The 26,436-nt window shown below is 56.6% G+C and carries 21 protein-coding genes and 3 pseudogenes; 15 read left to right on the forward strand and 9 right to left on the reverse strand.

Going from position 1 to position 26,436, the window contains the following annotated elements; translation table 11 throughout:
- Positions 1-173 precede the first annotated feature (173 nt).
- Both P3T43_RS32525 and P3T43_RS32530 read right to left on the reverse strand, forming a co-directional pair.
- The gene (locus tag P3T43_RS32525; protein ID WP_429285107.1) at positions 174-1,151 is read right to left on the reverse strand and encodes a helix-turn-helix domain-containing protein; all 978 of its coding nucleotides are present in this window, start codon (positions 1,149-1,151) and stop codon (positions 174-176) included.
- Positions 1,152-1,581: 430 nt separating this feature from the next.
- A complete protein-coding gene (locus tag P3T43_RS32530) occupies positions 1,582-2,061 on the reverse strand; it encodes a LysR substrate-binding domain-containing protein (protein WP_429285128.1) in 480 nt (159 codons plus the stop codon).
- 154 nt (positions 2,062-2,215) lie between these two features.
- Between P3T43_RS32530 and P3T43_RS32535 the strand changes: the two genes are divergently transcribed.
- From P3T43_RS32535 to P3T43_RS32550, 4 genes are all read left to right on the forward strand, one after another.
- Positions 2,216-2,497 carry a DUF4148 domain-containing protein gene (locus tag P3T43_RS32535; RefSeq protein ID WP_429285108.1) on the forward strand — a complete coding sequence of 94 codons (282 nt, stop codon included), beginning with the start codon at positions 2,216-2,218 and terminating at the stop codon, positions 2,495-2,497.
- Positions 2,498-3,385: 888 nt separating this feature from the next.
- A complete protein-coding gene (locus P3T43_RS32540; RefSeq protein WP_429285109.1) occupies positions 3,386-4,618 on the forward strand; it encodes an efflux RND transporter periplasmic adaptor subunit in 1,233 nt (410 codons plus the stop codon).
- A 15-nt stretch (positions 4,619-4,633) separates the two neighbouring features.
- Complete coding sequence (locus P3T43_RS32545; RefSeq protein WP_429285110.1) at positions 4,634-7,795, forward strand: efflux RND transporter permease subunit; 3,162 nt, start codon at positions 4,634-4,636, stop codon at positions 7,793-7,795.
- 41 nt (positions 7,796-7,836) lie between these two features.
- Complete coding sequence (locus tag P3T43_RS32550; protein ID WP_429285111.1) at positions 7,837-9,300, forward strand: efflux transporter outer membrane subunit; 1,464 nt, start codon at positions 7,837-7,839, stop codon at positions 9,298-9,300.
- Positions 9,301-9,550: 250 nt separating this feature from the next.
- Here the strand turns inward: P3T43_RS32550 and P3T43_RS32555 are convergent, their stop codons facing one another.
- The 3 genes and pseudogenes from P3T43_RS32555 to P3T43_RS32565 all read right to left on the reverse strand — a co-directional run bounded on the left by P3T43_RS32555 (position 9,551) and on the right by P3T43_RS32565 (position 11,943).
- On the reverse strand, positions 9,551-9,790 hold the full coding sequence (locus tag P3T43_RS32555; RefSeq protein WP_429285112.1) for a tyrosine-type recombinase/integrase: 240 nt from the start codon (positions 9,788-9,790) through the stop codon (positions 9,551-9,553).
- A 126-nt stretch (positions 9,791-9,916) separates the two neighbouring features.
- Positions 9,917-10,189, reverse strand: coding sequence for a hypothetical protein (locus P3T43_RS32560; protein WP_429285113.1), 273 nt, complete (start codon positions 10,187-10,189; stop codon positions 9,917-9,919).
- Positions 10,190-10,202: 13 nt separating this feature from the next.
- A pseudogene (locus P3T43_RS32565) lies at positions 10,203-11,943 on the reverse strand (methyl-accepting chemotaxis protein).
- Positions 11,944-12,789: 846 nt separating this feature from the next.
- Here P3T43_RS32565 and P3T43_RS32570 point away from each other — a divergent pair.
- Genes P3T43_RS32570 through P3T43_RS32580 form a run of 3 tightly spaced genes read left to right on the forward strand, consistent with a single transcriptional unit; the run spans position 12,790 to position 16,045 of the window.
- The gene (locus P3T43_RS32570) at positions 12,790-13,650 is read left to right on the forward strand and encodes an amidohydrolase family protein (RefSeq protein ID WP_429285114.1); all 861 of its coding nucleotides are present in this window, start codon (positions 12,790-12,792) and stop codon (positions 13,648-13,650) included.
- Positions 13,650-14,429 (forward strand): SDR family NAD(P)-dependent oxidoreductase, encoded by a 780-nt coding sequence (locus tag P3T43_RS32575; protein ID WP_429285115.1) that lies wholly within the window; start codon positions 13,650-13,652, stop codon positions 14,427-14,429. Before P3T43_RS32570 ends, P3T43_RS32575 begins: the two co-directional genes overlap by 1 nt.
- 8 nt (positions 14,430-14,437) lie before the next feature.
- Positions 14,438-16,045 carry a class I adenylate-forming enzyme family protein gene (locus P3T43_RS32580; RefSeq protein WP_429285116.1) on the forward strand — a complete coding sequence of 536 codons (1,608 nt, stop codon included), beginning with the start codon at positions 14,438-14,440 and terminating at the stop codon, positions 16,043-16,045.
- A 130-nt stretch (positions 16,046-16,175) separates the two neighbouring features.
- Here P3T43_RS32580 and P3T43_RS32585 read toward each other — a convergent pair whose 3' ends face one another.
- Complete coding sequence (locus P3T43_RS32585) at positions 16,176-16,841, reverse strand: TetR/AcrR family transcriptional regulator (RefSeq protein WP_429285117.1); 666 nt, start codon at positions 16,839-16,841, stop codon at positions 16,176-16,178.
- Positions 16,842-17,915: 1,074 nt separating this feature from the next.
- Between P3T43_RS32585 and P3T43_RS32590 the strand changes: the two genes are divergently transcribed.
- The 4 genes from P3T43_RS32590 to P3T43_RS32605 all read left to right on the forward strand — a co-directional run bounded on the left by P3T43_RS32590 (position 17,916) and on the right by P3T43_RS32605 (position 21,048).
- Positions 17,916-18,872, forward strand: a complete 957-nt coding sequence (locus P3T43_RS32590) for a WD40/YVTN/BNR-like repeat-containing protein (protein ID WP_429285118.1) — start codon at positions 17,916-17,918, stop codon at positions 18,870-18,872.
- 131 nt (positions 18,873-19,003) lie between these two features.
- Positions 19,004-19,669, forward strand: coding sequence for a dienelactone hydrolase family protein (locus P3T43_RS32595; protein WP_429285119.1), 666 nt, complete (start codon positions 19,004-19,006; stop codon positions 19,667-19,669).
- Positions 19,670-19,863: 194 nt separating this feature from the next.
- Positions 19,864-20,286 carry a GlcG/HbpS family heme-binding protein gene (locus tag P3T43_RS32600; RefSeq protein WP_429285120.1) on the forward strand — a complete coding sequence of 141 codons (423 nt, stop codon included), beginning with the start codon at positions 19,864-19,866 and terminating at the stop codon, positions 20,284-20,286.
- 57 nt (positions 20,287-20,343) lie between these two features.
- Entirely contained in the window at positions 20,344-21,048 is a 705-nt protein-coding gene (locus P3T43_RS32605; RefSeq protein ID WP_429285121.1) for a molybdate ABC transporter substrate-binding protein, read from the forward strand.
- 203 nt (positions 21,049-21,251) lie between these two features.
- Here P3T43_RS32605 and P3T43_RS32610 read toward each other — a convergent pair whose 3' ends face one another.
- Complete coding sequence (locus P3T43_RS32610) at positions 21,252-22,400, reverse strand: porin (protein WP_429285122.1); 1,149 nt, start codon at positions 22,398-22,400, stop codon at positions 21,252-21,254.
- A 543-nt stretch (positions 22,401-22,943) separates the two neighbouring features.
- On the opposite strand from P3T43_RS32610, the gene P3T43_RS32615 reads away from it, so the two are divergent.
- From P3T43_RS32615 to P3T43_RS32625, 3 genes are all read left to right on the forward strand, one after another.
- On the forward strand, positions 22,944-23,384 hold the full coding sequence (locus tag P3T43_RS32615) for an N-acetyltransferase family protein (RefSeq protein ID WP_429285123.1): 441 nt from the start codon (positions 22,944-22,946) through the stop codon (positions 23,382-23,384).
- A gap of 62 nt (positions 23,385-23,446) precedes the next feature.
- Positions 23,447-23,698 (forward strand): arylamine N-acetyltransferase, encoded by a 252-nt coding sequence (locus P3T43_RS32620; protein ID WP_429285124.1) that lies wholly within the window; start codon positions 23,447-23,449, stop codon positions 23,696-23,698.
- 66 nt (positions 23,699-23,764) lie between these two features.
- The gene (locus P3T43_RS32625) at positions 23,765-24,295 is read left to right on the forward strand and encodes an NADPH-dependent FMN reductase (protein WP_429285125.1); all 531 of its coding nucleotides are present in this window, start codon (positions 23,765-23,767) and stop codon (positions 24,293-24,295) included.
- A gap of 229 nt (positions 24,296-24,524) precedes the next feature.
- On the opposite strand, the pseudogene P3T43_RS32630 reads toward P3T43_RS32625, so the two are convergent.
- Positions 24,525-24,672, reverse strand: a pseudogene (locus P3T43_RS32630) (IS6 family transposase); the annotation flags it as partial.
- A gap of 118 nt (positions 24,673-24,790) precedes the next feature.
- Positions 24,791-25,315 carry a hypothetical protein gene (locus P3T43_RS32635; RefSeq protein ID WP_429285126.1) on the reverse strand — a complete coding sequence of 175 codons (525 nt, stop codon included), beginning with the start codon at positions 25,313-25,315 and terminating at the stop codon, positions 24,791-24,793.
- Between the two features lie 1,005 nt (positions 25,316-26,320).
- Between P3T43_RS32635 and P3T43_RS32640 the strand changes: the two are divergent.
- A pseudogene (locus P3T43_RS32640) lies at positions 26,321-26,436 on the forward strand (NAD(P)(+) transhydrogenase (Re/Si-specific) subunit alpha); the annotation flags it as partial.

The raw sequence follows: 26,436 nt of genomic DNA on the forward strand, positions 1-26,436 counted from the left end.
CAGCCGCGTCGTCCCCTGAAAATTCGCACGCAGTCTAGCGAAAGATAAGTTGAGGTTGTGCCATTCTTGTACCCATGCAGTCCATGGAGCTACTGCGCATGAAGAATGTGCCGCCTATTCCGGCAACACACTGTGCGTTTTTTCAGACTGCACGGGCTTCCTGAATTCAAATTTCACAGCGACTCGAGGGTGAGGTTTCTCGTCCGGTAGGACATCGGTGTTTCACCAGTGTGCCTGGTAAAGAATCGGGTGAAATGGCCAGGCATACTAAAGTCCAAAATATCGCTGATCGTCGCAATGGAATCGTCGCTCTCCAGCAAAAGATGAAGCGCAGCCTTCATCCGGACGGCGTTAATCAGCAGCTGTGGCGAAAAGCCAAAGTGAGCACAGAACCGGCTGGAAAAGTGGCTTCTGGAAAGTCCGTATTCTTTTGCCAGATGATCGACATCTGTTCGCCCATTACATTGCTGGATATTGTGGGCCGCGTCCAGAATCCGCTTGTCCCAATAGCCTTTCAGACGCCCTGGGTTGAGAACCGGGGCGGATGTGCCCATTGAGCCCACGCCATCGATAAGCGCGTCGACGAGCGCCGTCAACTGCTCTGGCGCGTCCAACCCAGGATATGTCAACGACAATCGCAAACGTGCCAGGATCTCTGCGAGGGAGCGAGGCACAGCAAAGACTTCCACGCCTCCGCTGAAGTTATAGCCGGCTTTATCATGTGCACGAAGCCATGCAGGCGAAATCGCTATCACAATCAGATATGTTGGTACGGTGGGGTCGACATCGCGGGAATGCTTCACCCAAGAGGGAATGGTCGCACCTTGACCGGGATTCACCACTACAAGCGTGTCATCGATCCTATAATTCAGCGGTCCGGCACCAAGATTGAACGTAATCTGGATCTCGTCATGGGCATGCAATCCAATGTTGCGATGCGTCCAACAGCCCATCACCCGTCCAAAATGACCTGTTGCGAGCAACGCTCCCTGTGTCCCTGAAGCTGCCGACACTCGCGTTGAACTGGGGTGCGCGGAGACGACTCTGGGCACGATGCTGCTGAGATCGCCTTCGACACGCGCTTCGCCAATAGACGATGGCGTAGCCCTGCTGCCCGAGAACTTCATATCGGTAGAAAGTTGCTGTTTCATGTTCCCGTCTCCGCCCAAAGTGGCTGTCCAGCACTAGACGCTGGAAGACCTTTTTCTTTAAGGCTAGCACGCTCAGGAAGCGTTGGGTAGTCGTCATGTACCTGGCGTGCTCGCCTGCTCTCTGAACAGGGTGAGACTCTGATACAAGGGAGCGCAGGAGAAATTGCGAGGTCATGCACAACGCCTCCGGGAAAGGCTCAATCTCGACACCAGACTCCCGGAGATTCGGCTGGTCGTTCCGGCACGTCTGGTCCCACAGCCCAATGTTCATATGATGAATAAGCCGCACGGCAACGAAAAGGGCGCGGACACGAAACTAGGCATGACGATTGGCTCTGGTGCACGGACGTTTCTGTGCGCCATAACTCGCGAGGGAGAGTGCACTGCCGCCCAGCGAGGGAAACCGGTCACGCAGATGCTCGACGCGATGTCAAGGCCTAGAATGTTGGATGTACTGATCGAATGCGAGATTTATAGCGTCCGCGCTCCATACGGATTCGACTCCATACGTGCTGGACAGATCTGGGTAACTGATGGGTCGAACATCGACCGGACTGCTGTACCCGGATACATCCGGCACAATCGAACATCCCATGCCCGCGGCGACGAACCCCAAAATGGTAGACGTATCAGCCACCATTTCTACCTGGCGCGGCACGAACTGCGCTCGCCGGTACCGACCAATCCAAAAATCGTAGTCGGATGATGCGTTTTCGCAGGCGAACCAGAAACAAGGTTCGTCTTTGAGTTCGGCAAGCGTAGCTGGTGGCGTAAGGGCAAGTTTGCTATGGCGCGGAAGCGTGAGCATCAGCTTGGCGCCAAATATGTGATGCCCCAAAAATGCTTTATCGCTTCGATCCCTGAGAGCGAGAAATCCACCATCGATAACGTGATCTAAAAAGGTTGGGATTCAAGAATCAGTCTACGGGGGTTAGCGCGAAATTCCGTAATAGTCTTTTCCGTATCGTGGCGTTTATCTAAAACTTTCGTAAATCTAAACTGCGAACGCCAATTTATGGACAGACCGGTTCGTGGCAGGTCAGGAAATATGGAGTCAAGTGATCGTGAATTCCCTCATGAAAGCCTTTGTCATTGCTGGTGCATTCGTTACTTCAGTCGCTTCGTTCGCTCAATCAAATGACCCGGCCACCCGTGCGCAGGTTCGCGCGGAATTGGTTGAGCTAGAACAGACTGGTTGGCGTCCAACGCAGGGTCACAACACCTATCCGGCTGACATGCAGGCGGCTGAAGCCAGGGTGGTCGAGAAAAACCGTGCGTCAGACGTCGGCCGCGATGCGTACGGTTCGTCGGATTCAGGGCATCCATTAGTGTCGAACTCCCACTAGACGTGTCATACCGTCACCCATAGCGTTTTGATTTCGGACGCACAGGGCGGATGTCAAAAGTGTTCGACCTGAGTATGCGGTTTCCTCGAAGTGCTTCTGCGCCGGTGATGTTGCTGTCGCGGTTGCTGCGCCGGCAGTGACCGCTGCGGCAATCCCAAGAAGGGAATATCCACCCGTATCCGCGATCCGCGAAAACAGCCCTACGCGATAGCATCTCTATCAGTCCGCCGAACAATACGCGCACTGTGCGATATATGCGTCCCCGAAACTGGCCGGCGCGATGCCCCCGTGTGGCCTGGATTAGCGGGCGTGATGGTGCGACAGAAACGTGTCCGCTGTGCCGACGCTGCTCGATGCTCAGAGCAAGACTCAAGCACGGAACTGGATTCCCAGATACGCGAAGAGACGCTTCGATAAGACTTAAATCGAACACACACCTACAATTGCTCTGCACGATTTGCTGGCCGAGAGTCCAGCGCCAAGGGGTAGATAGAAGACGCAGGCAAGTTCAGATCATCGGCCGCACGGCAATCCCGATTGTTTGTTAACCAGGCAATCCGAATCATATCTCCTTCGTTAGACAAAATTCCATTGTCAGTACGTCGTATATCTAACGCTCGATTTCTTTGACTGGAAACATGCGATCTTCGTCGGAAAAGATCGCGGTCCAGATCGATCAGGTAACCGGGTCGGGCGGATTAATCGATAAATTCGCAATCGTTCTTGATGATCGTTTTTTGCATGGATTCATCTAGAACGTTTTCGCGACATCCAGACGGATATTTACGTTCGCACCAGATGGCTCTAGAGGCGCAGGTGTACGTCGAGATCTCCGGGTAGGGATCCGTGCATCCATTTTTATTCTCAGTCATTGTCAGAGGTCACTCCATGCGCGTCGAATGGGTTCCATACCGCTTAATCAGTGTCGCGTCGATCGCCGTGTTTCTTGCTGCATGTGGACAAAGACAATCAGCACCTGCGCAGGTCGTGCCGGAAGTCGGCGTCATCACCATCCAGCAATCCGCTGTTCCGGTCGTCACTGAACTGCCGGGGCGCACCAATGCTTTCCTGGTCGCGCAAGTCCGCGCACGGGTCGACGGCATTGTGCTGTCGCGTGACTTTGTTGAAGGCAGCGAAGTGAAGGCCGGCCAGCGCCTGTACAAGATCGATCCCGCGCCCTATATCGCGGCGCTTAACAGCGCGAAGGCTGCGCTTGCGAAGGCTCAGGCCAACCTCGTGTCGATCTCAGCGCAGGCCAGCCGCTACAAGGTGCTGGTGGCCGCAAATGCCGTCAGTAAGCAGGACTACGACAACGCCGTGGCCGCACAAGGCCAGGCAGAGGCCGATGTCGCCGCCGGCCGCGCGCAGGTCGACACGGCGCAGATCAATCTCGGCTATACCGACGTCGTTGCACCGATCACCGGCCGTACCGGTGTTTCGCAAGTCACGCCGGGCGCGTATGTGCAGGCGAGCCAGGCGACGCTAATGGACACGATCCAGCAGATCGATCCGATCTATGTCGATCTCACGCAATCGAGCCTTGACGGCTTGAATTTGCGCCGCGACTTTCAGGAAGGGCGCCTGAAGACGAGCGGATCCGATGCCGCGAAAATCTCACTGGTCCTTGAAGACGGTCGTTCGTATCCGGAGCTCGGGCAACTGCAGTTCTCTGACGTGACAGTCGATCAGACCACTGGTTCGGTGACGGTCCGCGCGATTTTCCCGAACCCGAACCGCGTGCTGCTGCCGGGGATGTTCGTGCACGCGCGCATCGAAGAGGGCGTGAACGTGAATGCGATGCTCGTGCCGCAGATCGGCGTCACGCACAACGCCAAGGGCGATGCTGTCGCGCTTGTCGTCGGTGCGTACGACAAGGTGGAACAGCGTCAACTCGTCACATCGACTACCTCAGGTGCGAACTGGGTGGTCGAAAGCGGTCTGAAACCGGGCGACCGTGTGATTGTCCGGGGTATCGGCGATGCACGCCCGGGGCAGCAGGTCAAGGTTATCACAGCACAGCTTCCCGGCACTCCCGCCCCCGCCACGTCCGCCCAAGGTGGGTCGGCTGCCAATGGTGTACAGGAAGCGCAAGCTGCCTCCGCTGCATTGGCTGCGCAATAACAAGGATCCTGTTTCATGGCAAAGTTCTTTATCGACCGCCCGATTTTTGCATGGGTGATCGCCATTATTCTGATGCTTGCCGGAACGGCGTCTATATTCAACCTGCCGGTGGCGCGATATCCGGATGCCCTTGCGCCGCCGTCCGTGCAGATCAGTGCAAGCTATCCGGGTGCATCCGCGAAGACGGTGGAAAACACCGTGACGCAGGTGATCGAGCAGCAGATGAGCGGTCTCGACCACTTGCTGTATCTGTCGTCAACCTCCGATGACTCAGGTGCCGCTACCATCACGCTCACGTTTGCCGCCGGCACGAATCCCGACATCGCACAGGTGCAGGTGCAGAACAAGCTGACGCTGGCCACACCGCTTCTGCCGCAAGCGGTGCAGCAACTTGGTATCAACGTTACAAAGTCGAGCAATAACTGGTTGATGTGGCTTGCCTTCATTTCGCAGGATGGCAGCATGAACAAATACGACCTGACAAACTATGTCGCGTCGCGCGTTCAGGATCCACTCAGCCGGATTAACGGCGTGGGACAGGTGCTGCTGCTGGGTACGCAGTATTCGATGCGGATCTGGCTCGACGCGGGCAAGCTGAACAGCTACGGCTTGACGCCCGTCGACGTGAGAAACGCGATTTTGGCGCAGAACGTGCAGGTCGCAGGAGGCTCGCTCGGCGGCACGCCGGCCGCGCCGGGGCAGATGTTGCAGGCCACGATCACGGAAGCGACGCTGTTGACCACGCCCGAACAGTTTGGCGCCATCATGCTCAAGGTGAATCCGGATGGCTCGCAGGTCCGGATCAAGGATGTGGCGCGCGTGGACCTGGGCGGTGAAAACTACAACTTCGATACCAATGAGAATGGCGCGCCATGTGCCGGCTTCGGCATTCAACTGGCGCCCGGCGCGAATGCCCTCCAGACAGCGAAGGCGATACAGGCAGAGGTAGCCCAGCTATCGAAGTATTTCCCGTCTGGTCTCGTGGTGAAATACCCGTATGACACGACGCCGTTCGTACGCCTTTCTATCGAGGACGTGATCAAGACATTGCTCGAAGGTATCGTGCTCGTGTTCCTGGTCATGTACCTGTTCCTGCAGAACCTGCGTGCGACGTTGATCCCGACAATCGCGGTGCCGGTGGTGCTGCTCGGTACGTTTGCGGTCATGAGCGCGGTGGGGTTCTCGATCAACGTACTATCGATGTTCGGACTTGTGCTCGCCATCGGTCTGCTGGTGGACGATGCGATCGTGGTGGTGGAGAACGTCGAGCGGGTGATGGTCGAAGAAGGGCTGTCTCCACGTGATGCAACCCGCAAGGCGATGGGCCAGATTACCGGTGCTCTGGTGGGCGTGGCGCTCGTGCTGTCGGCGGTGTTCGTACCCGTGGCGTTTTCGGGCGGAGCGGTCGGTTCGATTTACAGGCAGTTCTCGCTGACGATCGTAGCGGCGATGGTGCTGTCGGTGCTGGTTGCGTTGATTCTGACGCCCGCGCTGTGCACGACGATTCTCAAGCCGATTCCGAAGGGGCACCACGAAGAGAAGACGGGCTTCTTCGGCTGGTTCAACCGTACGTTCAACCGGGGTCGCGACAAGTACCACGCGGGTGTTCATCACGTGATCAAACGTTCAGGCCGCTATCTCATCGTCTATCTCGCGGTGATCGCGGCGGTCGGCCTGATGTTCGTGAAACTGCCGAAGTCGTTTCTCCCGGACGAGGACGAGGCCAAGCTATTTGTGCTGGTACAAACGCCGTCAGGATCGACGCAGGAGTTTACCGCCAAGCCTCTGGCAGATGTGTCGAACTATCTGCTCACGGACGAGAAGGAGAATGTCGACCAGGTGTTCACCTTGAATGGGTACAGCTTTGCAGGCCGCGGACAGAATCTGGGTATCGCCTACGTTCGTCTAAAAGACTATTCACAACGGCGCCGTGGGAGCCAATCGGCCAAGGCGGTGATTCAACGTTTGCAGAAACATTTTGCGGGCTACGGCAGTGCGAAGATTATCGCGGTGAATCCGCCGTCGATCCCGGAACTTGGCACGGCATCGGGCTTCGACCTGGAACTGGAAGATCGATCCGGTGTGGGCCACGCGGCTTTGATGGCAGCCCGCGACCAGTTGCTGGGAATTGCAACAAGGGATCCTTCGCTTGCTCAGGTGCGCGCCAACGGCTTGAACGATACGCCGCAGTTCACGGTGGACATCGATCGGGAGAAGGCTCAGGCACTCGGCGTCTCCGCTGCAGCAATAGACCAGACTTTCTCGATAGCGTGGGCATCGACCTATGTGAACAACTATCTTGATACCGACAGTCGAATCAAGCGGGTATTCATGCAGGCGGATTCCGTGTTTCGCATGAACCCGACGGATCTCGATGCCTGGTATGTACGCAACAATTCGGGAGGGATGGTGCCATTCGGCTCCTTCGCGACCGGCAAATGGAGCTACGGCTCGCCGAAGCTCGAGCGTTACAACGGCATCTCCGCAGTCGAAATCCAGGGTGCGGCAGCGCCGGGCAAGAGTACCGGCCAGGCGATGACGACGATGGAAGTGCTCGCAGCCAAGCTGCCGGCCGGTATCGGCTACGAATGGACGGGGTTGTCGTTGCAGGAGCGCCAGTCCGGTTCGCAGGCGCCGATTCTTTATGGCATCTCGATACTTCTCGTGTTCCTCTGTCTTGCGGCGTTGTATGAAAGCTGGTCGATCCCGTTCTCGGTGGTGATGGTGGTGCCGCTTGGTGTACTGGGCGCACTGCTCGCCACGACACTGCGTGGCCTCGAGAATGACGTGTATTTCCAGGTGGGTCTGTTGACCACGGTGGGACTGTCTGCGAAGAACGCGATCCTGATCGTGGAATTCGCTCGCGAGCTGCAACAGGGGCACGGCATGGGGCCCGTCGAGGCTGCGCTGGAAGCTGCGCGTCTGCGGCTGCGTCCCATTCTGATGACCTCGCTTGCGTTCATTCTCGGTGTGATGCCGCTCGCTATCAGTGATGGCGCTGGCTCGGCGAGCCAGCACGCCATTGGTACTGGCGTGATTGGCGGGATGTTGACTGCCACTTTCCTCGCGGTTTTCATGATCCCGATGTTCTTCGTCGTGGTCCGTGCGAGGTTCGGCGGAGAGAAGGAAGACCCGGATGAAGCGCTCGAACACTATAAGGAACATGAAACCTCATGACCCACAGAGCGGCAGCGGTTCGGCTAAAGAAGGACATTGTGATGCAAAAACATGCTTTGATTGCAGTGGCGCTCGCCTGCCTCGCTGCGGCTTGCACGATGGAGCCGAAGTACGACCGGCCCGCAGCGCCCGTTTCCGGCGCCTTCCCGGCGAGCGGAGTCTATGCGACTCAACCGGGTCCGACGAACAGGGGCGTGCGCAGTGCCAACGGCCTGGCCCCGGTCGACATCGGCTGGCGCGATTTCTTCGCCGACGCGCGTCTGCAGCGACTGATTGAACTTGCGCTGAAAAACAACCGGGATCTGCGCGTGTCGGTGCTGAATATCCAGCAGGCCCAGGCGCAGTATCGTGTGGCGCGGGCGGCCCTGTTCCCGACCATCAATGCAGCGGGTTTGGAAAACCGTGCGCGTACGCCGGCGGACCTCGCGCTGCCGGGTGAGGAGCTCAGTACCGAGTATTCGGTTGGGCTCAACGCGTCGTGGGAGCTCGATTTCTTTGGGCGGATTCGCAGCCTGAAGGACCAGGCCCTGGACCAGTACCTGTCCACGGCCCAAGCCCGCAAGGCGGCGGAAATCGCGCTGGTGTCGTCGGTGGCGGACCAGTATCTGACGTTGCTCTCGGATGACGACCAGCTGAAAGTCACCCAGGATACGTTGAACACGGCGCAGGCTTCCTGCAGCATCACGAAGCTGCAGTTCGAGACTGGTACGGGTTCCGAACTCGATCTGCGTCAGGCTGAGACGGTGGTCCAGCAGGCGCTGGCCAATCAGCAGACACAAGCGCGCCTGCGCGCCCAGGCGGTAAACGCCCTCGTGCTCCTGGTGGGCGAGCCGTTGCCGGAAGATTTGCCGCAGGGCAAGCAGATCGGCGACCAGGACCTCCTCTCGGACGTCCCGGCCGGTTTGCCGTCCGATCTGCTGACGCGTCGTCCGGACATCGTCGAGGCCGAAGAGAATCTGCTGGCAGCCAACGCGAGCATCGGCGCGGCGCGTGCGGCGTTCTTTCCGAAGGTCTCGCTGACTGGCAACTTCGGTACGCTGAGCCCGTCGTTGGGCAACCTGTTTATGCCAGGCTCCGCGGCGTGGTCGTTTGCGCCGACTATTACCTTGCCGATCTTCGCTGGAGGCGAGAACAAGGCTAATCTCGATCTCGCCAACGTCCAGAAGAACATCCAGATCGCGCAGTATGAAAAGGCGATCCAGACGGCCTTTCGGGAAGTGGCGGACGATCTAGCGGCACGCGGCACGTACGATCAGCAGATCCAGGCACTCGAGCGCAACACGTTTGCCGAACAGCGTGCGCTCACGCTGTCGGAAATGCGATATCGCCACGGCATAGACAGTTACCTGTCCGTGCTGACGGCGCAGACCAACCTGTATTCGGCGCAGCAGTCGCTAATCGCAGCACGTCTGAACCGTCTCACGAATCTGGTCGATCTCTACAAGGACCTGGGCGGTGGTTGGATTGAGCGCAATGGCGACCGGCCGCGTCCGGCCGATGCATAGGGGCGATCTTGTCAGTTGGCGAGACTGCGGCAAAACTGGCGGCAGCGGTAGGGCGTCAAGCGTGGTTGTCGTGCGCCGTTGATATGCCGCGGTGGCGAATCGCTGAAGGCCGGCCCTCCAGATCCGCCCCTGTATATGCAAAGGCGCTCGCCTGGGCAAGAGACGGTCAGCGTCCTTCGTTCGGTGGTTAGGCATCGATAATACGGTCGATTGACGGGCCATGTACAGGCGGTCTGTGGCCGCCTGACGCTTATAACTTGAAAGTTGGCGAGTCTTCAGGTCGCCTCTTGCGGCGATCGTATAACCGGGTAGTCGCAATGGTCGCGTGCCCAAGCCATTCCTGCACCTTCGCAATGTCGGCTTCGTGTCCCAGCGCGTTGGTGGCGGCCGTTGCGTGCAGGCTATGCACGCCGAAACCGTCGACCCCGATGTTTGCCGGCTTTGCATATGCGAAGAGTTTGCCACCTGCCTGAAGCAGTTCAAGCGCCACAATCGATTATTTCTGCAACCTGGATTTCCCCGACTTGTCTGCAGAGCTCGAACTGCGCCGACCGGCAACTGCCCGGTCGTGCGCTGCGCCAAATACAATATGGCATCCGCTGTTCGCGCGTAACGGTTACCGATCCAGTGCGGCGATGATAGTATTGGTGAGTTTGAGCATGGTCGAATGATATTCGGTGGGCAACGGCACATCGTCCATCAGCGCCTCTTCAATGCGCTGTCGGAACGAACGGGTGACCTCGATGCGTTGCAAAGCCGTTAGTTGGGGAAGCGTAGCGTCCAGAAACTTCCCCTGCACCATCGCACGGGCGCCAAGCATGCTCATAGCCTTGGTATTGATGGTCGTGAGCCCATTTATCTTTCCCAGCGCTTCTTCAATATGATCCAATTTTTGCCTCCGTTCAGAATGTCTGCCAGTCGGCAGTACCGGTTGCGTCCGCAATTACCCTGTCCCTGTTGGGGGTCATGACTGGCGACGCCTTTCTCGATGTCGTATGTGGAAGTGTGTCGACTGGAGGGGCGGGGCGAAGCAGTTCGATCTGGGGGAGCACCACGTGGGGTGCCGATAGTCCGGCATCTGTAATCCTAAAGACGGCCACCGCCCCACTCAGCTCCCCGGCCTGCGGTGCCATCGACTGCGCCGCTGCGGATGCTTCTTCGACCAGCGCCGCGTTATGCTGGGTGACCTGATCCAACTGGCTGAGGGCTGTATTAACCTGCTCGACGCCGGTGCTTTTGCTCTTCCGACGCAGACGAGATCTCGCCTGCAATATCGGTCACGCGCTTCACAGACGCGACGATCTCATTGATGGTGCTACCGGCTTCCTCGACGAGCTTCGAGCCAGCATTCACCCGATTTACCGAGTCGCTGATCAGGTCTTTGATTTCCTTGGCGGCGGTGGCGCTGCGTTGGGCGAGCGTGCGGACCTCGCCCGCGACAACCGCAAATCTACGGCCCTGTTCGCCAGCTCGGGCCGCCTCAACCGCTGCATTGAGCGCCAAAATATTTGTCTGAAAGGCGATACCCTCGATCACGCTGATGATCTCGGACATTTTGGTTGAACCGTCGGCTATCCCGCGCATTGTCTCGACCACGCGGCCGACCACTTCGCCGCCGCGACGCGCGATTTCCGATGCAGTACTGGATAGCGTACTTGCTTGCCGCGCGTTATCCGCGTTATGACGGACCGTGCTGGTCAGCTCTTCCATGCTAGCGGCAGTTTCTTCCAGCGACGCTGCCTGCTCTTCCGTGCGTTGGGATAGATCGGTGTTGCCTTGCGCGATTTGACCGGCAGCGGCCGAGATCGACTCGCTGGACGCCTTTATGCCTCGCACAATTGTTGTCAGTTGGTCTTTCATGACACCCAGCGAGAACATCAGGCTGCTGCGATCACCGGCCTTCAATCTCACCACCGCTCGCAGGTTGCCTTCCGCGATGTCGCTGGCCAGCGCCGCCGCGTCGCGTGGCTCACCACCGAGCTGCTTTGCCAAACCGCTCGCAATGATCAGCGCCAACGCCAATGCAATTGCCGTGGCGACGACGATCAGTGCAACCACTAGGGCAACAGCATGCGAATACGCCCGATCGGCTTCCGCACCCTCTCGGACCGATCCCTCCACACTGCCGTCAACGACGGTATTGATGTCTGTTTCAACCGCGTTCCGTAGCGAGGCAGCCTGATTTTTCAACAGCGCCATTGCTTGCTGGCTGTTGCCCTCGCTCATCAGCGCACGGATCTGCTGATCGGCCTGAAGGTATTTTGGCATCAGCTCCTGAATGTCCGCGAACGCCAATTTCTCTCTCGGCTCCGAAATGTGCTTCTCATGCGTCTCGTACTCGGTGGCCGAGCGACCGTAGTTCGCAATACTGCCTTCTATCTTTGTGTCGACATCCTGAGTTTCGACGGGTGTCTCAGCAGTGACCCGACGGTATTCGAGCAGGCGAATGTCTTGCAGGGCTCCCTGCATCTGCAGACTACTACGCACGAGAGGCAACCAGCTGTCGCGAAGCGCTGAGACGTGATTGTTTTCAGTGTTCACCTCAAGGAGGCTAAACGTACCTAGTGCGATCAGTAGAACGATCACAGAAGAAAAACCCAGCATCAGTTGGGTCAAGACCCTCAGGTTTTTGAGAAATTGCATGAAAGATTACCCCGTACTTCTTTTTTGTAATGAACAACAGCAGGCAGCGCCCAAGGCTTGCCACCAGGTTCATGCTATTGAATTGATCGTGGTTTCTTCGGTTGACTCAATAAAAGAGCAGGCTGGAGTCAACGACTGGGACCATTGGCGAATTACGGCCAGGTTGCACACGATCGGACGCTGTGTGTGTGAGCGTGCGTTACTAACCAGGCATTGAACGCTGGGAAGATAGTCCTGTTTTCGAAACGGAGTGCACCTGACTTTATTGCTCGATTCGGAAATAACTCTTCTATAGTCGCAACAATGGCAGTAACTGCCCGACTGTCGTTGCTTTTTTTAAATTAACTTTTAGTGTGATGCCTGGTATTCAGGCGTACCCGGAATCACGGGCGCGAGCGAGACGGCCGGCGGCCGTCAGGCAGACCCGGTCGTGGTTCGATGGGGAGTTCCATGGAAGCGACCTTCAGAGGATACCAGGCTGATTGGCGCTTTGCAGAGGTCTGACACTGGGTCTGGCTCGGAGAAGTTCTGAACGAGAAAGCGTTCCAAGAGGCGCTAGCTGGAAAACACGCGCCTGTCTGCCCCGCTGCCGGGCGAGTCTCGTTGCGTCAACGAATGGTTGGCGCATGAGTCTTGAAGCCCTGCCGTTCAGAGGATCACGACGTTGACCGGAGCGTCGACTAACGTGCTAATCAGGGTGGCTGAGGCGGTGACCGTGAAATTGACTTCTACAATTTCCGGGCATAAACTGAGCGCTCAGTCACATTGGTTTGTCAGCTGGAGCAGGGCGTTCGCACGTAAGGCCGCGGTGCTGTGAGTGGGTATTCTTCGGATACGGGAGAAAGAATGAAGATCATCGACGTACATTCACACTGGCCTACGAGGCGCGGATTTCCGTTAAGAACCGAACAGGAGTTGGCCCAGCAGCGCAAGACGTGGAATTCTGAACCGCGTTACATGTCCGAATGGGAAATGGCCGAGTACTTTACGAAGAACAATGCGCGCGCAATCCTTGACTTTGGATTTGCAAAATTTCTGCCACTCGAAGAGATGCAGGAATTGCACGACTACGCCTTCGCGACACAGTGCGAAATCGGATCGTCTGTTGTCGGACACTGGATTCACATCGATCCGCACAAAAGTGGAACGGCCGGTGTGAAGGAACTCAGACGCTGTATCGACGAGGCTCCCGGTTTCGTTGGCTTTGCTGTTTCTTCGTCCGGTACGGCCCCGGCGAGCGACGAGGCATTTGACCCGTACTACAGACTGTGTATCGAGGCCGGAATTCCAGCCCTGATTTTTGTCGGCACTACCGGTCTGGGAGCGGGGCTGCCTGGCGGTGGTGGCATCATTCTTGATAACTGCCATCCGAGGCATCTTGATTTTGTCGCGGCCACCTATCCCGACCTGAAAATCGTTGCAGCAAGGCCGGGCTGGCCATGGCAAGCCGAGACGATTGCAGTGCTCATGCACAAACGCAATATCTGGTATGAACTGCACGGGTGGTCGCCCAAGTACTTCACGCATGAACTAAAGCACGACATTTCGAGGCGCCTGCAGGACCGTGTGATGTTTGGTGCGGACATTCCGCTTTACACGTATGAGCGGCTCATCAGTGACTGGAAAGCGGAGGGATATTCCGAGGAAATACTGGAGAAGGTCTTCTGGCGCAATGCGAGCAATTTTCTCGCTGAAGGAGACAACTGATGGACTTGCACCTGAAGGAGAAGATCGCAATTGTGGGAGGGGCCAGCCAGGGCATCGGCTATAGCATCGCACACACGCTGGCAATGGAAGGGGCGACCGTGGTCATCACGGCAAGACGCAAGGAGCCGCTCCTTGCGAGCGCTCGCCGGATCGCAGAGGAGACCGGGGCCTGGGTGATTCCAGTAGCGGCAGATCTTCGAACGGAGTCCGCTTGCCAGGAAATCGTTGGTAAGACCCTCGACGAATGCGGTGGCGTCGATATCCTTGTGAACAATGCAGGTGCACCCCCATTGGGCCCCGTTCTTTCTTTTGACGATGCGGCGTGGCAGAGGGCGCTCGAGCAGAATTTGCTTAGCGTCATCCGCATGATCCGTCAGGTCGTTCCGTCCATGGAGCAGAGAGGAGGGGGCAGCATTCTGAACATAACCGCGATCTCCGCGATCCAGCCAATTCCGCAATTTGGTCTGTCGGTTGCAACCTGGTCGGCGGTAATCGGATTGGCAAAGACATTGGCACTTGAACTGGCGGCCAAGCAGATCAAGATCAATACAATCTGTCCGGGATATATCAACACGCCGCGGCTGCAGAAGGTGTTCGCAGCTGGTGATGAGCCGGCAGATGACGTACAGGCCAAGCTCTGCGCGGAAGTCCCACTGGGCAGGATCGGTACCCCGCAGGACATTGCGAATCTGGTCGCGTTACTTGTCTCACCGCGGGGCTCGTACATTACGGGCACGACGACGCAGGTCGACGGCGGGCTTTTCCGGGCTACTCGTTGAGGTGCATCATGATTGAGGCTACACAGTTTCCCTGCGCGGAGCGCGTTCGACAATATCGTGCGTCTGGATATTGGGCTGACCAGTCCTTTCACGATGTCCTGTTTGATGCCGCGAAGCGTTACGGCGGCAAGGAAGTGTTCGCTGACAGCAATCGGCGCCTTAGCTACGCAGAGTTAGCGGATGAGGTGACCCGTTGTGCGACGTTCTTCAGAAGCGTTGGTATCCGTTCGGGCGACGTCGTGACGTTACAGCTGCCGAACCGGGTAGAATTTCCGGTTGCCTTTTTCGCGCTTGAACTCATCGGGGCGATCGCCAATCAGATCAGTCCGGATTTTCGCGCTTCGGAACTCGAATACATCATGAAGTTCTCGCAGTCCGTCGCCTATGTCTGCGCGAGAAACATGCGCGGATTCGAATACTTGCCAATGGCACGGGACGTTAGAACACGCAGCCAGGATTTCACAATTATCTGCGTCGACGATGTTTCCGACGCCGACGTCTTGTCGATGGCCAATCTTGCACGGTACGAGTCACTAGCGTCCGCGCAATGGGTGAACGTGTCCCCCGACAGGATCATTCGGATGGCATTCACCTCTGGGACAACGGGAAATCCAAAGGCGGTGCTTCATAGCACCAACACGACGCTCTATGCGGCAATGATCCTCAGCAAGGACATGGCTGTATGCGAGTCGGATGTCCTCCTGGCGTATTTGCCCGTTGGGCTGAACTGGGGTTACCTGACACTTCTGCAGACAATCATGACGGGCGCGAGGGCGTACCTGATGGAGCGATTTTCGTCGGGAGAGGCACTCGGGTTGATTGAGCGTGAAAAGGTAACCTATATTCCGACAGCACCCGCATCAATTATGGCGATGCTCGGGCATGATGAGATAGACAGCCGGAAACTCGATTCGCTGCGCGTGATTGTTACGGGTGGTGCTTCCGCTCCGGTAGAGACGATTCGGATGGTCCAGCGAAGGCTTCCAGAAACCGCGCTGGTCGAACTGTACGGCATGCTGGAAACGGGTTTTCACACCTACACGCGGATAGGTGACGATCCGCTGGCAGTGAACGGGACCGTCGGCCGGGTCGTGGAAGGTCTGGAACTCGAGATATTCAGGCCGGATGGAACGCGTGCAGATCTGTTCGAGGAAGGTGAAATTGCAGCTCGCGGTCCTTCGATTCACCTTGGCTACCTGAATAATGCAGACGAAAACAGAAAGAGCTTCCCAGGTGACGACTGGTTTCTAACAGGTGACCTTGGCAGGTTCATCGATGATGCACACAACGTGGCAATCGTGGGGCGTCGTAAGGAAATCATCAACCGCGGTGGCAAGAAGTATTTCCCACGCGAGGTCGAGGAGATTCTCTATGAATATCCAGCGTTCCTGCAACTCGCCGTCGTAGGTGTTCCTGATGAGCGCGTTGGCGAGAAAGCCTACCTTTTTGCAGCGTTGCGCCCCGGCCATGAAGTAACATTGGAGCAGGTGGTTGCGCTCCTGCGAGGCAAGGTGGCCGATTACAAACTCCCGGAGCAGCTGGTTGTTGTCAACGAGTTTCCGATGACACCGACGGGCAAGATCAAGCGTGCCGACCTTGTTGCCAGCGTATCTTGATATCCAAACGGTGATTTAACCTGTTGAGACTACCGCCACCGTTTCGATTCGCTTCTATTGCAGTGCGGTATCGACGATGTTCAGTGCGAGAGAAGTAGTGGACGCAATTTCGGACTGTCGCTGGCTCGTGTCAGAAGCCGAGCCCGCGCGCCATAAAGTTGCTGAGTTCCTCGATCACCTCTGCAGGTTTTGCCCGCTCACGGAGTGACCAGCGGCGCAGCGCAATCATGGTGGGCAGAAAGGTGACAATATTGGCGGCGATGCGAGGGTTGCGCACGGTGATCTTTGCTTGGGATGACGCCTGTGTCACGATGTCCTCGAACATCTGGATGAACTCCTTGACGCGCGCGAGGATGACCTTGCGTGAGCGCTTGTCGAGCAGGTGGCTGTTTTGGTAGATCAACAGGATTTCGTTCTCGTGGTTGTGAACGATCTCGGTTGTGGCGCGCAGTGCTGCCTTGATACGCGCTGCGGGATCATCGACTTCATCGATAGCACGTTTGACCTTCAGTTGATATTCCGTGACGATTCTGTCGCAAACCAGATAAAGGATATCGTCCTTCGACTTCACATAGTTGTAGATCGTCCCCTGCGTCATGTTGGCCGCTTTGCCGATGTCGCGGACGGTTGCCTCGTGAAAACCTTTCTCAATGAAGACAGCAATTGCGGCCTTGATCAGATGATCGCGTCGTTGCTGTACGAGGGACTCGTCCCGCGTATTTGATTTGATGACGCGCCTGTGCGTAACGGCCGCTTTCTCGGGCATTGCTTTTTCGGATGTATCTGCAGTCTTCATGGAAACCCGCGCGGGACAAGGTCTGTTGCGTTAATTGCAAATCATAGCATCATCGATTACGTGCTTACCTGTCCTTGAGGCGGAGTGGGCGGATAGTGTGCTGCATTGCCGATACGATTGTTTCTTGGAACGGGCACACCCGTGATTCTCTTTGAAAGAGCAGCGAAACCCGGTTTACCGGCGGCCAAAGGACTTTTCATCTTCGTCCCCCGGGGCGTGCCGTGACCGCACAGGAGAAACATCGCCGCTAATGGTTCGGAACACGCGGGATACCGGTCTCCATCGTCCAAAGCGCCCGGGCGCTCAATGGTCGGCGATAGCGAAGAGGAGTCTGCCGACGCAGGAGGCAGGGTGTCGCTAATGGGTGTCCGACTTCGCGCGCCGTTTGGTGCGGCCTGTGTTGCGCGAAGCAGTACGAGCGGAATCTCGCGATCGCGATGCGCGGCGAGCGTACTTGCCGTATACGGACGTGCCGCATTGCCCACGTGAGTATCAAACAGGCTCATGCTTACGGCACCAGTGATTTGCCCTCCCAGTCCTGCCACGAACAAAACCGAATGTCCCCGCGCTGAGGTGAGTTGTGCGAGCGTTTTGAGCAAAATCATTGGACCAGGCACTGCCCGATGCAGGCGATTCGTCCTGATCCGATAGTCCAACGTGTTTAGAGGCCTGCGCGAGCACTCCGGGCAAATGACCAATACCTGGCGCCACGTACGTGAACCAGCCTCTCGAAATCCAAGATCTTGCAGCGCATACGATTCGACAACCTCCGTTGCGGGAGGCAGCAAAATGAAACTGGGAGGACAGCAACACGAAGTGGCTGCTATGTCTTTGCAATTCCAGCAACACGATTTCCACCGTGGCGTTTCAACGCTTAAGGCTCAACGGATTGTTCAGTGACCGGATTGAACGTAGCTGCGGCTCGCTCTTCATCGTGCCTGGGTAATGCCTTGAGGCTGGTTTAGATCAAACAAAAGGGTAACTCTGCAAGCATTCTGGTTACCGGCTTCCCCGGACCTTCGTCTATAACTCGATCTTACAGAACGAGGCGAAACGATCTCACAGGAGGCACGGATGCAAATCGTAGTCGGTACTGCAACGATGACGGCATGGGCAAGCGCTGACGAAGGCGTGAGTTGGAGAAGAATGACAAAGGGTATTCATTACCCGGTGACTCCCGCTTGGGCGTTGAGCTCGCATCCTGCCCGGCCAGGCGAACTTTTGGCAGGTACCGATAATGGAATTATGCGTTGGCGTACTGTAGACGAGGAGTGGGTTCCGCTGTTCAATGAGTTCAGCAGGACGCCCGTTTGGGCGATCGCCCAAGCGCCCTCGGACCCAGACTTCATCCTCGCCGGGACACGACACCCCGCTGCTTTCTATCGCTCAAGTGACGGTGGCAGGACCTGGACGTGGCTTTCCGCACGACTGGCGCAGAGCTGCCCCGCAGTGGTCTATCCCCGCGTTACAAAGTTTGTGTTTGATCCAAAGGACGAGAACACGATCTGGGGTAGCGTTGAGATCGATTATATCTGGCGCTCCGGCGATCGTGGCGAGACGTGGAAGCAGACGACGTGCGGCCTGATATCCGGGGACATTCACGGCCTCGCCGTGTCGCCGGTCAGGGAGCGTGTTTTTGCCGCGACGGACAAAGGTCTGCATATGACCGATAACCAGGGCGAGACGTGGTCTCACATTCCTCTGGATACATCTGATCAGTACACACGCTCTGTGATTGTTTTGCCTCATGCTCCGCAAACGATTTTCGTCACGAATGGGAACGGGCCGCCGGGCTCCTGGGGCAATCTGTTCCGCAGCGACAATCACGGTGACACGTGGCGCAAGGTTCCGATGCGGTTCGAGCTCAACAGCACGCTCTGGAAGTTTGCACCTCATCCAGAGGATCCCGATCTGATCTTCTGCAGCAGCAAACTCGGGCAGGTTTTCCGTTCTAATGACGGAGGCGTCACGTGGACAAAAGTGAAGCAGGAGTTCGGTGATATTCGCAGCCTGGAATGGGCATGGATATGACCACTCTACCGCAATCACCAGTTTCCATTGGATCACCGCAGGCATAACGTCGGTTGGCGTTGTGGATTCTGTCAGATACCACCCGAACTGTACGCAAGTCGTCAATAGCTGAAGTCAAATGGAGCGATAACGTGCGAAGCCGAGTCCAGTTGTGTGCGAAAGACGGTTTTGAATTGTCGGGCTATATGGCGGGTCCCGAGGACGCTGCCTGCGGGTTGGTCATCGTGCAGGAGATCTTCGGACTCAATACGCACATCCGCGATGTTGCGGATCGCTTCGCGGCGGAGGGCTACAAGGTCGTAGCTCCCGCCATGTTCGACCGTATCGAGCGTGGTATAGAGATGGGATATTCGGAGGAGGAACGGCTCAGGGGTCGTGAATACCGCAGCCGGATGAAGGATTCCGAAACGGTCGCGGATATCGAAGCGGCTGCCGTCGCACTTGGGACATCCCGATGCGGCATCGTCGGCTATTCCCTCGGTGCCTATGTCGCGTGGCTTGGCGCGACCCGGACGCGGGTCTTTCAGGCCGCGTGTGGCTGGTACGGCAGTGGAATAGCAGCCCTGCGTGAAGAAGAGCCAAACTGTCCCGTACTGCTGCACTTTGGCGACCAGGATGCATCCATACCGATGACGGATGTAGAGACTCTTCGGCAGGTCCGGCCGGAGGTCGAAATCTGCGTCTATCCGGGCGCAAGGCATGGCTTCGGCTGCGATGTTCGTGCGCCGTTCAGCCAGGCTAACTACGACCTCGCGCAAATGCGCACACTTGCTTTCCTGGACAATTATCTCCAGTGAGGATGGCAACTTCGTCCAGGAGGCCCGTTGTCGTTTTACGAGACGTACGAACAAATCCGGGGACACTCACATCCGCGGAGCGCTTTGGAGCAAGGATATGAGATCGCGGGACCCGTCCGTGGTGTTCGAAATACTGTCTGCTTCGCCAGGCAAACTTATTAAGCCGTTCAACCGGCATCACCAAGAGTACTAACATGACAGACATTACTTTGGCGCAAGCTACTCGGATTATTGACGCTGCATTGTCCGAGGCGCGCAAACTGAATCTGCACCCGATAACAGTCGCAGTACTGGATCGTGGCGGCCACCTGACCGCGTTAAAGCGCGAAGAAAATTCTGGCAACATGCGAGCCGAAATCGCGACCGCCAAGGCGCGTGGCGCGCTGGGACTTGGACAGTCGACCCGCGTAATGTCTGAACGGGTCGGCCAGGTGCCGCACTTCTTCGCGGCAATTGCGGCACTCACTGACGGCAACGTCGTGCCGGTTCCGGGTGGTGTACTCATTCTCGACGCTGTCGAACGCGTACTTGGTGCCGTCGGAATCAGCGGAGACACTGCTGACAATGATGAAAAATGCGCACTGGCCGCGCTCGCCACCATCAACCTTGGGGAGTGACATAGAGAGAGAACCGCGCTGGCCGTCGCCCAGGAAAATCAATGAATTGGAGAATTGATGCGAGAGCTTGGTATCAAAAGTGCCGGTGCGGCACGCGGTTTGATCGGGTCGGTGTGCGATGAGTTCTTCGCTAGTCATAGAGTCAAATTGTCTTCGGATTTTGCCGCGGTGGGGACGACCTTCGACCGCGTGAGCGAAGCTATGCGGACGAACGAGGATTGCGGTCTGACGATTCTGACTTCCGCATTTTTTCAGCGCCTCCAGCAGGCGTTTCCGCAACGCGTGGCACCGGGTGGCTCACTCGGCTCGACGACGACTTGTTTCGCATGTGGTGGCGATGCGGGCGCGTTCCAGGTTTCCACCGTCGATGCGCTGCGACGGACCTTGAGTGAAGTGGATGCCGTCTACACCGGCGATACGCAACAGTCGACGGTAGGGCGTCATCTCATATACGTGCTTGAGGCGCTTGATCTCCGAGGTGAGCTGCGTCCTGACATTGTCGAGTTTCCGGGTGGAGCACAGGCGGTCGCGGCTCTTGCTGGCGTCGAAGGCAAACGGGTCCTTGCCTTCGCTCAGCGTAGCGAAGTTCTGCAAATCCCCGAGGTATTGTTTGTTGGCCCATTGCCGGAAGCGTTCCGTCTTGCGACGGAATATGTACTGGGGGTCATCGACAATGCACCGGCTGCCAAGGACTTTGCGGCGTTCCTGACAGCCGGGGTTCTGGAGAGCACGCGGCGGGAAAGCGGCTTCGATCCGCTCTGACACGCGGCTTCTGCGATTGCGCTTTCCGGAGAGCACCAAAAAACCCGCCCAAACGGGCGGGGTAAATAGTACCTTGAGCGGTCGCGTCAACGCCGGTTTCCGAAGAGTTCTGCTCCGCGTGTATTGGGTCTCGCCCACCGGTTCGCCTGGGTCTACGATGATAGTCCAGACAGGTCCGGAGTCGAACTTGTCGGATTGGGGAATCAGAACATTGTCCGGAGTCCGATTGCTGCGCCAACGTTGTTGGTACGGCCAATCTTGTCGACATCACCAGTGTTCGTGTTGGTTGTGCCCGGATAGTCGGCAGCAAACGCTCCGTTACCACGTGCGAAGTCCACGGTAGCGTAAACCTCCGTGCGCTTCGTGAACGAGTATTCGGCAAGAACAGTCGCGGAGTAGTTGATACCAGATCCGAGCGCGCCGTCGAGCAATTCAGCATTTCGGGCGTGACCATAGTAGCCAGCGAACGTGAACAGCAGGGGGCGTGTAGCCTGCCAGTTAGCACCGACGTAAAGCGTATCGTCGATGCGGTTCGGGCTCGCGCCCGGAAGTGTCGGTGCGCCAGCCTGCTGCATGTTTGCGTCGGTCGTGCCACTCTGATCTTGCGCGTGCAACCAGCCGGCGAGCAAGCGTATCGCAGGCGTTACCTGGTACGCGCCGCTCACGTGTACCATATTAATCTTTGCACCGGTGGTCAGGCTGCCTTCCGCAGTTGATACGGAAGTTTGCTGGAAGCCTGTGTCGAGCGATGCCGGGCCGACTGCATACGTAAGCTCCACGCCATATGTGCTGCCCAGACCGACTGAGCCGGCATTGTTGCCGAAGCCGTAGATAGCATCAATAGTCAGGCCATTGAACGTCGCCTTGTACTTGACCGAGTTGTTCACTTCCAGATACGGGCCGATGCCATTCCACATCCAGCTGTCTTGCCAGTAGTCGCCCACGGTCAATGGGTCAAACACATCACCCATTGTGTCGTAGAGCGGCGAGTATTGGCGACCGAACGTTACCGAGCCGGCCTTGTCGCTCGACAGACCAACATACGCCTGTCGACCGAACAGCTCATTTGGTGAACTCAGTTTCCCGTTGAACGCGTCGAACTGGCTTTCAAGGTGGAACACTGCGGAAAGGCCACCACCCAGATCTTCGGTACCCTTCAAGCCCCAACGGCTATTTGTCTCCGGGCCGACCGTCATGCCGATCAGGTCTTTTCCATTAGGGGCAGCGTTCGTCTGATACCGGATTGCCGTATCAACGAGACCATATAGTGTGACCGAGCTTTGTGCGAATGCCGGCGACACTGCAACAGCGAGAAGGGCTGCTACGGAACTGCAACTTACAATTTTCTTCATCGGATTGATTTTCTAGGAGGACTATGTAATTGGCTCAATTGTCCAAAAAAATTTGATAGAACAAACTGCCGCCCGAAGCATAGTCCGGATTTTGTTCTTGGATAGATTTGTTGCCCGCGTTGCAGGTTAATTCGTTGGAATTACGCGACAGTAGCTAGCCGTAGATTAAGTGGTTGGATGAAAAATCAGCCATACGTCCCGGAACATACGATTAACGCATGAGCATTGTTACGTCACTTGAATAATGATTTTACTGATTTTAGAAAAATATCCGATAGCATCCTGATCTAATTGTGATGGTAGTGTTCTGACTGCTGACATCCATTAACGAACAAGATGGATGCAAGAGCGGGCGCGCGAGCGAACCCGGCTCAAGAAGGAGATCGAGGCGCTGGGCATGTCACGAATATGTTTTTGCGCTGGCGTTGACGTCATGCACCAAGAGCAGCGTACAGCGTCTTCGACGCGATCGTCGCTAACCAGGTACACTCTGTCGCGGTCGCGATAGAGCGTCGATTTAATTGAGGCAGTTGGTGCTGCCTTATGCGTGACGTTATCGTGTGGACTTTCTCAACCTTCGACGAGGAGTTGATGTCGAAGGAAGCGGCAAGCACGTGGATGACTTCATTCACTGACGCGAGGCCCTACCGACGGTTTGTGGCTAGCGAGGCAGGTAGGCTGCCTGTATTCGCTGGAAGACACCACTATCGGAATCATCCTGCCTTCCGCAAAACGGTCGAAACGAGCATTTACGTTGCCCCCGAAGCGGTAGATCGCGGCGTGGGGGCGGCGCTGTATAGACATTTCTTCGAGCAAATCTCGGGAGAGGATCTGCATTGCGCTGTTGTGGGAGTCGCTCTGCCAAACGAAGCGCCTGTACGCCTCCACCGAAAAATGGGGTTCAAGGGGCCTGATACGCTTTCCGACTACGCGATCAAGAACGGTCATTACGTGAGTTCGGTCTTGTCGCAGCGCGCGCTCTGACGAATTCGGCTAAGAGCGGACCGTTGGCCACCGGGCGAACATTGCAAAAAACCTGTGCCCATATGGCTGATCCAAATCAACACCCGAATTCGCCACGCATACAGAAAGTTACGTGGCTCAACGGACCGGTGGAGCCATCATTCAAGTTCTCGACGGAACCGCCTCAACTCTCGGATTTCAACGAAATGTGCATTTTTCACCAGACCTCTGACCGGTCCCATTTTACGAGGAAGGAGGTCTGTCCGCGCGCTTCATCAACCCGGCGTACTACACGGCGGCACCCAACTGATCGAGACCGACGATGGGTCGCCTAGCGTCGTGGACCTCGCGTCGATCGAAGAAAGACAGCGCGCACTCATCAAACGTTTTGGAATCGTTCTGTGAAAATAGTTCGCGCTTGGTGGCAGTCTGCGGACCAACTCTTTCTTGGCCGAGCCGGCCTGGCTGTTGCGGCTCGACTGGGGGCAACGACGGAGATGCTTGATCTTCGATTACTTGATCTCCCTCTATATGTTCCGGACCTGCCAGTCGATTCGCTGGAGTGTGCCGCACAAGACGCCGTTGGAAAACTGATCGAAAGCTGCCGCAGTGCGGACGTGATGATTTGGGCGTCTCCGACGTATCACGGTGCGATGAGTGGGGCACTGAAGAATGCAATCGACTATATGCAGTATCTCGCGGGCGATCCTGCTCCATACCTGCAAGGAAAGGCAGTCGGCATCATCTCGATCGCGGACCCTGCGCCATTGGCAAACATGGCCGGATGCGTTCATGAGCTCCGGGCGTGGCTCGCGCCCACGCGCTTGACGTTAAATTCACAACATTTCTCGCCATCACTCGAGCTGACTGATGAAAGGGCAACGCGTCGCGTTACGCGTTTGGTAAAACAGTTATTGAAGTTTAAACGGTAACGTGATTGATTTGTTGGGCCGCCACTAGCAGATTAGACGGGCTCGCAACTCATGCGCGCCTGCTGTTCGGAAAATTGACTTTCTGATCCGACGAGAAACATGTTGATCACATGAGACGCTGTTCGTTCAGGTTTGTTTAATGCCTGCCGACATGCGAGGTGACATGCGCATCCCTGCAGCCGATGGCAGGTATCGGATAAATCCAAACACGCTTCGATGGTAATGTCTACTCGTATGTCTTGATCACCCCTCGCTCAAATAGCAGTTCCTCGACGTCGCGCAAGCTCAACTGAAAGCGGAAGGCAGCGCACAGCGCAACTGATGACTTCGGTCGGAAAGCGGTGGCGGTTATAGGGCGATTTCGATTTCTTCGTCATGTCATCTTACGTGACTGGCCCGAAAACCGACAATGCCTCTGGGGGATATGTTGAGCGACATCAGCGCATGATGTCGGGAAGCTTTGCGCTTCCCGGAAAATCACGCGGATGCTACAGGCTACGATTTCTTCACGTCCTTAGACACTGGCTTGGCCGCAGGGGCTGGCTTTGCCTGAGCCGCTACGTGAGGAGCAGGTGCGGCGCCTAGTACCGGATGTCCCGGTATTCCAGGCCCGCGCGCCGCAATTGCGTGGTCGGGAAGATGCCCGCCATGGCTCATCATGACGTGGTGCAGTTCATCTCTTCGATGTAACACATCTGCTCGATGATCACCGTGCGCATAGAAATGTCTGTGCCGAAGTCCGTCCGGACCCACCACCCATATGTACGTGTCGCCGCCAAAGATAACGACGTCGCGATCAGCAACGGCCGAAATATAAACATCGTTGGGCATCGGCTGATAGGCTTCTTCGACAATAAGAGTCGCGGGCGGTGGGGGAGGCGGCGGTGGACTGAGTGCCGCGACCACTGCATTTACCTGGTTTGGATCTACAACTAGCTGGCCTTGATCGTTGGTCACACATCCTGTAACGAATGCGGCGCATGCAGCCGATACAAAGGTGATTTTCAGTATTGGTTTCAATTTTTACCCCGTTAAACAATTCTTTTTTGTTGCATCCCTTTATTACGGTCGGGCTCAGTTATTCTTAACGTTGAAGACAATGAATTCCAAGGTAGAAGATTACGAACTATTACGTAAACCCGACGCGCATAGCCACAAGAAATAATTTGAATTTTGAGGCATGGAACCACCAGTGTGCGCGGCATGCTGATCCCGTCCGTCGACCTTGAACCGAGTCTCGTCCCCTGTGACCTGGGTACAAGGACTTTCAGACTTTGAGCGGTAAGCGGTATCTTTGGGGCAGTTGACGACGCATGGCGCCGGATTACGACGGTAGTCGGTGCGTCCGCGTTCGTCTGAGCTGTATCTGGTCGACCTCGCTGACCCGTTCATCGGCATGCTCATCGTCGCGAAGTGCGAAACTGGAAGACCTGTGGAAAGGGAACCTGAGGACAGTTTCTCTGAGGAGGCTAGCTATGCCATGTCGTCATTGTAGACATGACATGATGGCAGTCCTAATGTGATGAGGGAACAAGCAAAATGCTGTCGCACAATGCTTGTGCGGCATCAGATAGAGGTTCCCCTATTGAGAGATGGCCGTTATGGCAGTTGGAAGAGATGTAATTTCCTTCTACGAAGCGTCTGAAGCAAGCGTGTTATTTTTTATGCGAGCCGTAGCCGTCAACCTAACAGGGACTCGCTACGACACAAGGAGACTGCTGACAATTGGCCGTTCTTTAAGAACGAAGTAACGCAGTTCGTTTTCGAAGATGTGACCCAGGCGTATGTTTTGGAGTAGCTTGTGCATTGGCTTATTTGGCGTGACGATCAGAAGTCCGTTCGTTAGACGTTCAGGGTGTAACGCCAGAATCTTCCGAGTCGAAATCGCTTCCGACTACTGCGCCGAACACAGGTCTAATGATCAATCAAAAGCGTAGCGCATCTTATCAGCGAGTCTCGCCATTTTCGGAAGAGAAGGCAGTTGCATCCTAATCCTCTGACACCCTTTATCAAGGCATTCTCTTTATGCTAATCGGAATTCCGAGTGAGACGCGAGCGCACGAATCACGCGTTGCCGCCACCCCCGAGACGGTCAAGAAATACGTATCGCAGGGCCACCGGGTCACGATCCAGAGCGGTGC

Source organism: Paraburkholderia sp. GAS41 (genome assembly GCF_050436545.1).
GTDB lineage: Bacteria > Pseudomonadota > Gammaproteobacteria > Burkholderiales > Burkholderiaceae > Paraburkholderia.

Excerpts from the sequence above, each read along its gene's own strand:
- P3T43_RS32610 (WP_429285122.1), bottom strand. The coding sequence starts at position 22,400 with ATGAAGAAAATTGTAAGTTGCAGTTCCGTAGCAGCCCTTCTCGCTGTT.
- P3T43_RS32585 (WP_429285117.1), bottom strand. The coding sequence starts at position 16,841 with ATGAAGACTGCAGATACATCCGAAAAAGCAATGCCCGAGAAAGCGGCC.
- P3T43_RS32590 (WP_429285118.1), top strand. The coding sequence starts at position 17,916 with ATGCAAATCGTAGTCGGTACTGCAACGATGACGGCATGGGCAAGCGCT.
- P3T43_RS32545 (WP_429285110.1), top strand. The coding sequence starts at position 4,634 with ATGGCAAAGTTCTTTATCGACCGCCCGATTTTTGCATGGGTGATCGCC.
- P3T43_RS32525 (WP_429285107.1), bottom strand. The coding sequence starts at position 1,151 with ATGAAACAGCAACTTTCTACCGATATGAAGTTCTCGGGCAGCAGGGCT.
- P3T43_RS32580 (WP_429285116.1), top strand. The coding sequence starts at position 14,438 with ATGATTGAGGCTACACAGTTTCCCTGCGCGGAGCGCGTTCGACAATAT.
- P3T43_RS32575 (WP_429285115.1), top strand. The coding sequence starts at position 13,650 with ATGGACTTGCACCTGAAGGAGAAGATCGCAATTGTGGGAGGGGCCAGC.
- P3T43_RS32620 (WP_429285124.1), top strand. The coding sequence starts at position 23,447 with ATGGCTGATCCAAATCAACACCCGAATTCGCCACGCATACAGAAAGTT.
- P3T43_RS32570 (WP_429285114.1), top strand. The coding sequence starts at position 12,790 with ATGAAGATCATCGACGTACATTCACACTGGCCTACGAGGCGCGGATTT.
- P3T43_RS32615 (WP_429285123.1), top strand. The coding sequence starts at position 22,944 with ATGCGTGACGTTATCGTGTGGACTTTCTCAACCTTCGACGAGGAGTTG.
- P3T43_RS32600 (WP_429285120.1), top strand. The coding sequence starts at position 19,864 with ATGACAGACATTACTTTGGCGCAAGCTACTCGGATTATTGACGCTGCA.
- P3T43_RS32605 (WP_429285121.1), top strand. The coding sequence starts at position 20,344 with ATGCGAGAGCTTGGTATCAAAAGTGCCGGTGCGGCACGCGGTTTGATC.
- P3T43_RS32550 (WP_429285111.1), top strand. The coding sequence starts at position 7,837 with ATGCAAAAACATGCTTTGATTGCAGTGGCGCTCGCCTGCCTCGCTGCG.
- P3T43_RS32540 (WP_429285109.1), top strand. The coding sequence starts at position 3,386 with ATGCGCGTCGAATGGGTTCCATACCGCTTAATCAGTGTCGCGTCGATC.